Source organism: Mycobacterium sp. NPDC049093 (assembly GCF_040704635.1).
Lineage (GTDB): Bacteria > Actinomycetota > Actinomycetes > Mycobacteriales > Mycobacteriaceae > Mycobacterium.
The window spans coordinates 159,128-169,944 of record NZ_JBEZJS010000001.1; the positions used below are offsets into that span (position 1 = coordinate 159,128).

Consider the following 10,817-nt stretch of genomic DNA (forward strand, 5'->3'; position numbering starts at 1 on the left):
GATGTTCTCGCATAGGCAAGTGATCCACTGAACGAACGCGGGAGCATGGAGTATGGCCAGTAAGAAGGTCGCTGACGTCCACGAGGCGGTCGCCGACATCGGCGACGGCGCATCGGTGGCGGTCGGAGGTTTCGGGCTTTGCGGGATTCCGGACAGCCTGATTCAGGCCGTGGCCGATTCCGGCGTCGGGAATCTCTCGGTGTTCTCCAACAACTGCGGTGTCGACGGCGTGGGTCTCGGCGTTCTGCTCGGCCTGGGACGCATCCGACGCGTGACGGCGTCCTACGTCGGGGAGAACAAGGAGTTCGCGCGTCAGTACCTGGCCGGTGAACTCGAAGTCGAACTGACGCCCCAGGGCACGCTCGCTGAGCGGTTGCGCGCCGGCGGGGCCGGTATCCCCGCCTTCTACACGCTGGCCGGGGTGGGCACTCTCGTGGCGGACGGTGGGCTGCCGTGGCGCTACGCGGCCGACGGTTCGGTCGCGGTCGCCTCGCCGCCCAAGGAGACCCGGGAATTCGACGGCAGGCGATACGTGATGGAGACCGGCATCCACGCCGATTTCGCACTCGTGCACGCCGCCGTCGGTGACACCCACGGCAACCTGGTTTTCGACAAGACTGCGATGAACTTCAACCCGCTGGTCGCCATGGCTGGCCGGATCACGATCGCCCAGGTCGAAAAACTGGTCGAGCCAGGCGAATTGGATCCCGAGGGAGTCCACCTTCCGGGGGTGTTCGTGCAGCGCATCGTGGAGACGGGACCACAGCAGCAACGTATCGAGAAGCGCACGGTGCGCGAGGAGACAGAGGTGTCCGCATGACCGATTCGGTGATCACCAAAGGCTGGACCCGTGCGCAGATGGCGGCCCGCGCGGCGCGCGAACTGTCCGACGGACAGTACGTGAACCTCGGAATCGGCCTCCCGACGCTGATCCCCGGTTACCTGGACCGCGATGTCCATGTCACGTTGCACTCGGAAAACGGGATCCTGGGCACCGGCCCGTACCCGACAGCCGACCAGATCGACGCCAACCTCATCAACGCGGGCAAGGAAACGGTCACGGTGCTCCCCGGGGCGGCGTTCTTCGATTCGGCCCTGTCCTTCGGGATGATCCGCGGCGGTCACATCGACGTCGCAGTGCTGGGCGGCATGCAGGTGTCGCGTTTCGGGGACCTGGCGAACTGGATGGTCCCGGGGAAGATGGTCAAGGGCATGGGCGGGGCGATGGACCTCGTCCACGGGGCCGGCCGGGTCATCGTCCTGATGGAACACGTCGACAAGTCGGGGCAGCCGAAGATCGTCGAGAGCTGCACGTTGCCATTGACCGGAGAACGCGTGGTCCACCGCATCATCACCGATCTGGCGGTCATCGATATTTCCGGTGACGGCACGCTGACCCTGGTCGAGGCCGCACCGGACCTCACGTTCGACGAGGTGCAGGCCGCCACTGGCGCGCCGCTGATCCAGGGTTAGCGCCGCGCGGGTTCGGTCCGACCTGCATACTCACACACCATGTGTGCTGCCGATCACAACGGAACTGAGGGCCTCGCCGAGTTCTCGTCGACCACCGGCTTGAAACGCGTCGTCACCGCGTCGATGGCCGGCACGGTCGTCGAGTGGTACGAGTTCTTCCTCTATGGAACCGCCGCCACGCTGGTGTTCAACAAGTTGTTCTTCCCGCAGGGCGGCAACAATCTTGACCTCATCATGGCGGCCTTCGGGACCTACGCCATCGGCTTCCTGGCCCGCCCTCTCGGCGGGATCGTGTTCGGCCATTACGGCGACAAGTTCGGCCGCAAGAAGCTGCTCCAGTTCAGCCTGATTCTCGTCGGCCTGGCCACCTTCCTGATGGGCTGCCTGCCGACCTTCGGACAGATCGGCTACCTTGCGCCTGTCCTTCTGGTCGTGCTGCGGTTCGTCCAGGGCTTCGCCGTCGGCGGTGAGTGGGGCGGGGCGGTGCTGCTGGTGGCCGAGCACAGCCCGAACCGATCGCGCGGTTTCTGGGCCAGCTGGCCGCAGGCCGGCGTGCCGGTGGGCAACATGCTGGCCACCGTCGTGCTGCTGGTGCTCAACGGGCTGCTCAGTGCCGAGGCGTTCCTGTCCTGGGGTTGGCGCGTGGCGTTCTGGCTGTCGGCGGTGGTGGTGGTGATCGGCTACTACATCCGCACCAAGGTCACCGACGCCCCGATCTTCGTTGCGGCCCAACAGGAAGCCGAACAGATCAAGGCCAGCTCGTTCAGCGCGATCGAGGTGTTCAAGCGCTACCCGCGCGGGGTGTTCACCGCGATGGGGCTGCGCTTCGCCGAGAACATCATGTACTACCTGGTCGTCACCTTCTCGATCACCTATCTCAAGGAGCACGTGCACTCCGACACCAGCGACATCCTGTGGTGGCTGCTGATCGCCCACATGGTGCACCTGGTGTCGATCCCGACGGTCGGTGCGCTGTCGGACCGTTACGGCCGTCGGCCGGTGTATTTCGTCGGTGCCGTCGGCGCGGCCTGCTGGGGCTTCTTCGCCTATCCGATGATGGACAGCGGCCGGTACCTGCCGGTGGTCGGAGCCATCTCGCTGGGGCTGGTGATCCACGCCCTGATGTATGCGCCGCAGCCCGCGCTGATGTCCGAGATGTTCCCCACCAGGATGCGTTATTCCGGTGTCTCCCTTGGCTATCAGGTCACCTCGATCGTTGCCGGATCGCTGGCGCCGATCATCGCGGTCTGGTTGTTGAAGACCTACGGGTCCTCGGTGCCGATCGCGATCTACCTGGCCGGCGCGGCGATGGTCACCCTTGTGGCGCTGTATTTCGCCCGCGAGACCAAGGGCATCGACCTGGCCGACGTGGACCGTGCCGACCTGAATGCCGTCGACTCTGCGTCCAAGGCGTGAAAGTGCGGTTGGGCCGCGCCCTCACCGCAGAGTCGAACTAGCCCAACCACGCACCGATGCGGCGCACCGCCTCTTCGATGTCGCTGGTCGGGCCGGCGAAGGACAGCCGCACGTAGGAGCCTCCCCGCACGGTGTCGAAGTCGATGCCGGGCGCGATGGCGACGCCGGTGTCGGCCAACAGCTTCGAGCACCAGACCAAGGAGTCGTCGGTGTGATCGCTGACGTCGGCGTACACGTAGAAGGCGCCGTCAGCCGGGGCCAGCCGATCGATCCCGATACCGCGCAGGCCGTCGAGCAACAGCGTGCGGTTGTCGGCGTAATGCGACAGCAGGCCTTCGGCCTCGGCCAGTGACTCCGGCGTGAACGCCGCGACGGCGGCGTGCTGGGCCAGTGCGGGCGGGCAGATGGTGAAGTTCCCGGTGAGCCGGTCGACGGCGCGCTGCAGCCCGGTGGGTACCAGTAGCCAACCCAGCCGCCAGCCAGTCATCGCGAAGTACTTCGAGAAGCTGTTGACCACCACGGCATTTCGCGAGGTCTCCCACGCACAGCTGGTCTCGGGGGCGCCGGGATAGACCAGGCCGTGGTAGACCTCGTCGCTGATCAACCGCACGCCGGTCCGGTCACACCAGCGGGCGATCGCGGCCAGCTCGGCGGGCGGGATGACGGTGCCGGTCGGGTTGGCCGGGCTGGCGACGACCACGCCGGCCACCGGGGGATCGAGTGCCTCGAGCATCTCGACGGTCGGCTGGAAGCGGGTCTCGGGGCCGCACGGGATCTCGACCACCTCGCAGCCCAGTGCGGTGAGGATATTGCGGTAACAGGGGTAGCCCGGGCTGGCGATCGCGACCCGGTCGCTGGCATCGAAGCAGGCCAGGAAGGTCAGCAGGAATCCGCCCGAGGATCCGGTGGTGAGCACCACTTCGTCGACGCTCACCTCGACGCGGTACTTGCGGTACGACGCGGCGATCTCGGCGCGCAACTCCGGGATACCGAGCGCAACGGTGTAGCCGAGCGCGCCCTCGTTCAGCGCGGCGACCGCGGCTTCACGCACCGCGTTCGGCGCCCCGGCGCTGGGCTGGCCGGCCGACAGGTTGACCAGGTCTCCGTGGGTACGTTGGCGTTCGGCCGCGGCCAGCCAGACATCCATCACGTGGAACGGCGGGATCCCGGCTCGTAGTGCGACGTGATCTGTCATCGGTTTGAGGTTAGCAACGCCGCTCTAACCGCCGAAACCGCATTCCGGCAGGAAAAGTGCGAGTAAGCACCTGCTGGAATGCGGTTTCGGAGAGAGCGGGACAGGGTTAGAAGACTTCAGCTTCGAGCCGGCGCAGATGCTGGCGCGGCGGACCCAGCAGCTGGGCGCTGCCGTGCGCCCGCTTGAAGTACAGCTGGATGTCGCTCTCCCAGGTGATGGCGATACCGCCGTGCAGCTGGATGGCCTCGGCGCTCACCGCGGACAGCGCCTCGCTGGCGAAGTAGCGGGCCAGGGAGGCCGTCGTGGGCGACGGGGCGGCGATGGCGTCGTTGACGACGGCGCGCGCCGAGGACACCTTGACGTACAGGTCGGCCATCCGGTGCTTGAGCGCCTGGAAGCTGCCGATCGCGCGGCCGAACTGCACCCGGTCCTTGGTGTAGGCGACGGTGAGGTCGAGGCAGCGTGACGCGGCACCCATCTGTTCGGCGGCCATCAGCAGGGCGGCGGTGTCGGCCAGGCCGGGATCTGCGCCGAGCACGACGGTGTCGCCGGGGATCACCGCGGACAACCGGCGGGTCAGATCCATGGTGGATTTGGGGGTAGCGGTGAACGTGGTCCAGCGCGTCAGGTTCTCCCCGTCGGCGCCGATGACGACATCGGCTACGTCACCGTTGATGACGTAGTCGGCGTCGAACGCGACAGTGCCGATCGAGGCGCCTTCGGCGAGCCCCTCGAGCGGCTCGTGGTCGTCGACGGCCAGCAGCGCCAGCTCAGCGAGTGTGGTGCCGAGCAACGGGGTGGGTACCAGGGCCTTGCCGAGCTCTTCGAGAACCACTGCGGCATCGGCGAGTTCGCCTCCGGCACCGCCGAGTTCCTCGGGAACCACCAGGGCGGCCGCGCCAACCTGCTCGCACAGCAGGCTCCACAGCTTCTCGTCGTAGCCGCGCTCGGATTCCATCGCGGTGCGGACGGCCTCAGGGGAGGCATGCTTGTCGACCAGCGCGGCGACAGTTTCGCGCAGCAGTTGGCGTTCTTCACTCACGAGAGGACCTCCAGGAGTCGACGACGGTGCAGGGTGGGATCGCCCCAGGCACTGCGCAACGCCTGCACGCGCAGCAGTGACAGGGACAAGTCGTGTTCCTGAGTGAACCCGATGGCGCCGTGGGTCTGCAGCGCCGAGCGGGCGGCCAGCAGGGCGGCATCGGCGGCGGCCACCTTGGCGGCGCTGATGTCGCGGGCGGTATCGGGCGACGTGGCCCCATCTTTCTGGCTGGCCAGCGAAAGCGCCGCACCGTAGACCAGCGGACGGGCCAGCTCGACGGCGATGAGCACGTCGGCCAGCTTGTGCTTGATGGCCTGGTACGAGCCGATGATCCGGCCGAACTGCGCGCGCTGCTTGGCGTATTCGACGGACTGATCCAGCATGGCCTGGCCGGCGCCCACCAACTGGGCGGCCGTGGCCAGGACGCCGAATTCGTAGGCCCGCGCGGTGTCGGCGGCCTGAGTGTCACCGGAGGCCGTGACGTCGAACAGCTTTCGGGCCGGGTCCACGGAATCGTGCGCAGCGCCCGCAGTCGCGTCACCGACCTGACCGTCGGTGGCCAGCAGGGTCAGTCCCGCGAAGTCGGCGTTGACGGCGCGCGGCACCTGCGGCGGCATGGCGACGGTCGCGATCAGCTCACCGGAGGCCAGCGCACCCGAACGGTCGTCGCTCGCGAGCAGAATCGGTGCGACGGCGATGGATTCGGTCACCGGACCGGGGACCGCCCAGTAGCCCAACCGCTCCAGGGCGACGACGAGGTCGACCGGGTGAGCTTCGATGCCGTCGTACTTCTCGGGCACCAGCAGTGCGGTGACCCCGAGGTCGGTCAGCTGTGCCCAGACCTTGCGGCCCGGGCCGGTGTCACCCTCGCCCCAGGCTCGCACCGCGGCCGGGACATCGGCGGCGCTCAGCGCCGCGTCGATGCTGGCCGCGAAGTCCCGCTGCTGTTCGTCGATCTCGAAGTTCACTTCGGCTCCCGGGGCAGGCCGAGAAGGCGCTCGGCAATGATGTTGCGCTGGATCTCGTTGGTGCCGGCGTAGATCGGGCCGCCGAGCGCGAACAGCAGCCCCTCGGTCCAGTGGTCGGCGAGCTCGGCGTCAGGCCCTTGCATGTCCAGGGCGGTCTGGTGCAGCGCGACGTCCAGGTCGGACCAGAACACCTTGGTCACCGAGGACTCGGCGCCCAGTTCACCGCCGTTGGCCAGGCGGGTCACGGTACCGAAGGTGTGCAGCCGGTAGGCCTGGGCCTTGATCCAGGCATCGGCAACCCGGTCGGTGAACACCGGATCAGGATTGGACTTCCATTGCTCGACAAGGCGTTCGGCCGGCGCCATGAAGCGCGCCGGGCTGCGCAGCGACATGCCGCGCTCGTTGCTCGACGTGCTCATCGCCGCGCGCCAGCCCTCGTGCACGCCGCCGATCACGTCGTTGTCCGGCACGAAGACGTCGTCGAGGAAGATCTCGCCGAAACCGGTGTCCCCGCCGAGCTGAGCGATCGGACGCACCGTGATGCCGGGAGCCTTGAGGTCGAACATGAAGTAGGTCAGACCCTTGTGCCGTTGAGCCTCCGGGTCGGAGCGGAACAGGCCGAAGCCGCGCTCACCGAACGGTGCGCGTGAGCTCCAGATCTTCTGCCCGTTGAGCTTCCAGCCGCCGTCGACCTTGGTGGCCGTCGAGCGCAGCGACGCCAGGTCGCTGCCAGACTCGGGCTCGGACCAGGCCTGGGCCCAGATCTCCTCGCCGCTGGCCATCTTCGGCAACACGCGCTGGAGCTGCTCTTCGCTGCCGTGGGCGAACAGGGTCGGCGCCAGCATCGCGGTGCCGTTGGCGCTGGCCCGGCCGGGAGCGCCGGCGTGGAAGTACTCCTCCTCGAACACCACCCACTGCAGCAGTGTCGCGTCGCGGCCGCCGTACTCCTTGGGCCAGGCGATCACCGACAGCCCGGCGTCGAAAAGCACCTTGTCCCAACGACGGTGCTGTTCGAAACCTTCAAGGGTGTCGTATGACTTCGTCGGGAACGAATCCCGGTTCGCCGTCAGGAAGTCGCGGACTTCGGCCCGGAAGGCCTCGGTCTCGTCGTCGAATGTCAGGTCCATTGCACCCCTTCTCGGGTCCCTCTGCTGCGCAGCACCGGTTTGATCACCTTGCCGCCCGGATTTCGCGGCAGCACATCCAGAAACTCAACTGATCGTGGCGCCTTGAAGTTCGCCAGATGCTCACGTGCGTAGGCGATCACGGCGGCCTCGTCGAGCGTGACGCCCGGCTTGACCACCACGAAGGCCTTGCCGACCTCACCGAGCCGTTCGTCGGGAACGCCGATCACCGCGGTCTCGGCCACACCGTCCAACCGGGCCAGGACCTGCTCGATCTCGGCCGGGTACACGTTGAACCCGCCGCTGATGTACATGTCCTTGAGCCGGTCGGTGATGGTCAGGTTGCCGCGGGCGTCGAGCGTGCCGATGTCGCCGGTGTGCAGCCAACCGTCGCTGTCGATGGTCGCCGCGGTGGCCTCCGGATCGTCGAGGTAGCCGAGCATGACGTTGGGTCCGCGCAGCAGTACCTCACCCGAATCATCCAGGCGCAGTTCGAAATCGGCGATGGGTCGGCCGCAGGTGGTGGCTACCGTGACGGCGTCGTCGTCGGCGCTGCACATGGTGCCGAATCCGGCTGCCTCGGTCAGCCCGTAGGCGGTCAGCACGATGTCGATATCGAGTTCGGACTGCATCCGCTCGATCAGGACCACCGGGACGACGGCCGCGCCGGTCACCGAGAAGCGCAGCGAGGACAGGTCGTAGTCGGCGCGCTTGGGGTGGTCCAGCAAGGTCTGGAAGATGGTCGGCGGGCCGGGCAGTACCGTGATCCGCTGTTCGGCAATGGTTTTCAACACCTGCTCGGGGTTGAATGTGAGCACCGGGTACAGCGTCGCGCCGGTCTGCAGGCAGGCCAGGATGCCCGCCTTGTAGCCGAAGTTGTGGAAGAACGGGTTGATGCACAGGTAGCGGTCGGTGCTGGTGACCTGACCGCACGCGGCCCAGGCGGCCGATCCGTCGAGCGATTGGCGGTGTGCGCACCGCACACCCTTGCTGCGCCCGGTGGTGCCGGAGGTGAACAGGATGTCGGAGACGTCGTCGGGCTGTACCGCCGCGGCACGCGCGTCGACCGTCTCCAGGTCGTCGCCCCGGGCGACGAATTCGTCCCAGGTTCCGTCCTCTTTTTCGATGGGCACCCGCACGATGTGCCGCAGCGCGGGCAGTGCGTCGCGATCCAGTTCGGCCGCACGGTCCGACCCGAGGAACTCGCCCGAGGCGATCAACAGCGGGGCCTCCGTGCGGGCCAGGATGTCGGTGGCCTCACTGGCGGTGTAGCGGGTGTTCAGCGGCACCATCTCGGCGCCGGCGTAGTGCGTGGCCAGGCAGGCCACGACCCAGTGCCAGGTGTTCGGCGACCAGATCGCCACCCGGTCGCCGGGCTGGACGCCGAGTGCGATCATCGCCGCCGCGGCTTGGCGTACGTGCGCGCGCAGTTCCCGATAAGTCAGCCGCTGGACTCCGGCCGAATTGCCGGCTCCGCCGGCGGTGACCAGGGCGTCATGGTCGGAAAACTCCACGGCAACCCGGTCCAGCACCGCTGGCACGGTGCGGCGATCGCTCGTCATCGATGCTCCCTTAACAAAGCAAGTGCTTGGTAGGTTAGCCTACAGGGGTGATAGAGGTCCAGGAGTTCCGGGCCGAGGTCCGGCAGTGGCTCGCAGACAATCTTGTTGGCGAATTCGCAGCGCTCAAGGGCCTGGGTGGACCGGGGCGTGAACACGAAGCCTTCGAAGAGCGTCGGGCGTGGAATCAGCATCTGGCCGCGGCGGGGCTGACCTGCCTCGGCTGGCCGGTGGAGCACGGCGGCCGCGGGCTGTCGGTCGCGCATCGCGTCGCCTTCTATGAGGAGTACGCGCGCGCGAACGCACCCGACAAGGTCAACCACCTGGGCGAGGAACTGCTCGGGCCGACGCTCATCGAGTACGGCACCCCCGAACAGCAGCAGCGGTTCCTGCCCAAGATCCTCGACGTCACCGAGCTGTGGAGTCAGGGCTACTCCGAGCCCAACGCCGGCAGTGACCTGGCGAATGTGGCGACGACGGCCGAGCTCGATGCGGAGGGTCAACAGTGGCACATTAATGGCCAGAAGGTATGGACATCACTCGCGCACTGGGCGCAGTGGTGCTTCGTCGTGGCGCGCACGGAGAAGGGCTCCAAGCGGCACGCCGGCCTGTCCTATCTGCTGGTGCCGCTGGATCAGCCCGGCGTCGAGATCCGCCCGATCATCCAGCTGACCGGCGACTCCGAGTTCAACGAGGTGTTCTTCGACGACGCCCGCACCGATGCCTCGCTGGTGGTCGGTCAGCCCGGTGACGGCTGGCGGGTGGCGATGGGCACCCTGACCTTCGAGCGCGGGGTGTCCACGCTGGGCCAGCAGATCCGCTATGCCCGCGAGCACTCCAACCTGGTCGAGCTGGCCAAGCGCACCGGCGCGGCCGACGATCCGCTGATCCGCCAAAAGCTGACCGAGTCGTGGACCGGCCTGCAGGCCATGCGGTCCTACGCGCTGGCCACCATGGATGTCGAGCAGCCCGGGCAGGACAATGTGTCGAAGCTGTTGTGGGCCAACTGGCACCGCGAGCTCGGCGAGATCGCCATGGAAGTGCAGGGCACGGCCGGGCTGACGCTGGAAGACGGCGAGTTCGACGAGTGGCAGCGGCTCTACCTGTTCTCGCGGTCGGACACCATCTACGGCGGGTCCAACGAGATCCAGCGCAACATCATCGCCGAGCGCGTGCTCGGCCTACCCCGAGAGGCCAAGGGATGAGTGATCTTTCAGTAGCCCCCAACGAGGTCGAGGGCCACGGACTGCTGAAGGGCAAGGTCGTCCTGGTGACGGCCGCCGCCGGAACCGGCATCGGCTCGTCCACCGCCCGCCGCGCCCTGCTCGAGGGTGCCGACGTCGTGGTGTCCGACTACCACGAGCGGCGTCTCAACGAGACCCGCGACCAGCTGGCCGAGCTCGGCCTGGGCCGGGTCGAGGCCGTGGTCTGCGACGTCACCTCCACCGAGGCGGTCGACGCGCTGATCGCCCGGTCGGTCGAAAAGATGGGCCGCCTCGACGTCCTGGTGAACAACGCCGGACTGGGCGGCGAGACCCCGCTGGTCGACATGACCGACGACGAGTGGGATCGCGTTCTCAACGTGACGCTGAACTCGGTCATGCGGGCGACCCGCGCCGCGCTGCGGTATTTCCGCGACGTCGAGCACGGCGGCGTGATCGTCAACAACGCCAGTGTTCTCGGCTGGCGTGCACAGCACTCCCAGTCGCACTACGCCGCCGCCAAGGCCGGTGTCATGGCGCTGACCCGTTGCAGCGCAATCGAAGCCGTCGAATACGGGGTGCGCATCAACGCGGTGTCCCCGAGCATCGCGCGGCACAAGTTCCTCGAGAAGTCGGCCGATGCGGCCCTGCTGGACCGGCTGTCCTCGGACGAGGCGTTCGGCCGCGCGGCCGAACCGTGGGAGATCGCCACCACGATCGCCTACCTGGCCAGCGACTACTCGAGCTACCTGACCGGCGAGATCATCTCGGTGTCCAGCCAGCGCGCCTAGGGCTCGTTGTCACGGGCCGGGTTCAACCCGGTTGTGAACCATCGCTT

10 protein-coding genes are annotated in these 10,817 nt (G+C 67.4%); 5 read left to right on the forward strand and 5 right to left on the reverse strand.

The annotated features are described in order from the left end of the window. The first annotated feature begins 52 nt into the window (after positions 1-52). From AB0876_RS00840 to AB0876_RS00850, 3 genes are read left to right on the forward strand one after another with little or no spacing between them, the layout of a single operon-like run. On the forward strand, positions 53-820 hold the full coding sequence (locus AB0876_RS00840; RefSeq protein WP_491837689.1) for a CoA transferase subunit A: 768 nt from the start codon (positions 53-55) through the stop codon (positions 818-820). Beyond that, a complete protein-coding gene (locus AB0876_RS00845; protein ID WP_491837690.1) occupies positions 817-1,473 on the forward strand; it encodes a 3-oxoacid CoA-transferase subunit B in 657 nt (218 codons plus the stop codon). The genes AB0876_RS00840 and AB0876_RS00845 overlap by 4 nt, the downstream gene beginning before the upstream one ends. 39 nt (positions 1,474-1,512) lie before the next feature. Continuing rightward, positions 1,513-2,889 (forward strand): MFS transporter, encoded by a 1,377-nt coding sequence (locus AB0876_RS00850; RefSeq protein ID WP_491837691.1) that lies wholly within the window; start codon positions 1,513-1,515, stop codon positions 2,887-2,889. A gap of 37 nt (positions 2,890-2,926) precedes the next feature. On the opposite strand, the gene AB0876_RS00855 is transcribed toward AB0876_RS00850, so the two are convergent. The 5 genes from AB0876_RS00855 to fadD3 form a co-directional block, all read right to left on the reverse strand. Further along, the gene (locus tag AB0876_RS00855; RefSeq protein WP_526040925.1) at positions 2,927-4,084 is read right to left on the reverse strand and encodes a pyridoxal phosphate-dependent aminotransferase; all 1,158 of its coding nucleotides are present in this window, start codon (positions 4,082-4,084) and stop codon (positions 2,927-2,929) included. Positions 4,085-4,190: 106 nt separating this feature from the next. Further along, positions 4,191-5,126, reverse strand: coding sequence for an acyl-CoA dehydrogenase IpdE2 (ipdE2, locus tag AB0876_RS00860; protein ID WP_526040926.1), 936 nt, complete (start codon positions 5,124-5,126; stop codon positions 4,191-4,193). Next, positions 5,123-6,094 carry an acyl-CoA dehydrogenase family protein gene (locus AB0876_RS00865; protein ID WP_526040927.1) on the reverse strand — a complete coding sequence of 324 codons (972 nt, stop codon included), beginning with the start codon at positions 6,092-6,094 and terminating at the stop codon, positions 5,123-5,125. Before AB0876_RS00865 ends, ipdE2 begins: the two co-directional genes overlap by 4 nt. Further along, positions 6,091-7,221: an acyl-CoA dehydrogenase family protein gene (locus AB0876_RS00870; RefSeq protein ID WP_526040928.1), complete on the reverse strand. Its 1,131-nt coding sequence runs from the start codon at positions 7,219-7,221 to the stop codon at positions 6,091-6,093. Before AB0876_RS00870 ends, AB0876_RS00865 begins: the two co-directional genes overlap by 4 nt. After that, positions 7,212-8,780 carry a 3-((3aS,4S,7aS)-7a-methyl-1,5-dioxo-octahydro-1H-inden-4-yl)propanoate--CoA ligase FadD3 gene (gene fadD3 / locus AB0876_RS00875; RefSeq protein ID WP_491837696.1) on the reverse strand — a complete coding sequence of 523 codons (1,569 nt, stop codon included), beginning with the start codon at positions 8,778-8,780 and terminating at the stop codon, positions 7,212-7,214. Before fadD3 ends, AB0876_RS00870 begins: the two co-directional genes overlap by 10 nt. 47 nt (positions 8,781-8,827) lie before the next feature. Between fadD3 and ipdE1 the strand changes: the two genes are divergently transcribed. After that, positions 8,828-9,982, forward strand: coding sequence for an acyl-CoA dehydrogenase IpdE1 (ipdE1, locus tag AB0876_RS00880; protein WP_526040929.1), 1,155 nt, complete (start codon positions 8,828-8,830; stop codon positions 9,980-9,982). Further along, a complete protein-coding gene (gene ipdF, locus AB0876_RS00885) occupies positions 9,979-10,770 on the forward strand; it encodes a (5R,7aS)-5-hydroxy-7a-methyl-1-oxo-2,3,5,6,7,7a-hexahydro-1H-indene-carboxyl-CoA reductase (RefSeq protein ID WP_526040930.1) in 792 nt (263 codons plus the stop codon). Before ipdE1 ends, ipdF begins: the two co-directional genes overlap by 4 nt. Positions 10,771-10,817 lie beyond the last annotated feature (47 nt).

Coding starts and splice junctions, on each gene's coding strand:
- AB0876_RS00870 (WP_526040928.1), bottom strand. CDS start 7,221: ATGGACCTGACATTCGACGACGAGACCGAGGCCTTCCGGGCCGAAGTC.
- AB0876_RS00855 (WP_526040925.1), bottom strand. CDS start 4,084: ATGACAGATCACGTCGCACTACGAGCCGGGATCCCGCCGTTCCACGTG.
- AB0876_RS00845 (WP_491837690.1), top strand. CDS start 817: ATGACCGATTCGGTGATCACCAAAGGCTGGACCCGTGCGCAGATGGCG.
- AB0876_RS00850 (WP_491837691.1), top strand. CDS start 1,513: ATGTGTGCTGCCGATCACAACGGAACTGAGGGCCTCGCCGAGTTCTCG.
- AB0876_RS00840 (WP_491837689.1), top strand. CDS start 53: ATGGCCAGTAAGAAGGTCGCTGACGTCCACGAGGCGGTCGCCGACATC.
- ipdF (WP_526040930.1), top strand. CDS start 9,979: ATGAGTGATCTTTCAGTAGCCCCCAACGAGGTCGAGGGCCACGGACTG.
- fadD3 (WP_491837696.1), bottom strand. CDS start 8,780: ATGACGAGCGATCGCCGCACCGTGCCAGCGGTGCTGGACCGGGTTGCC.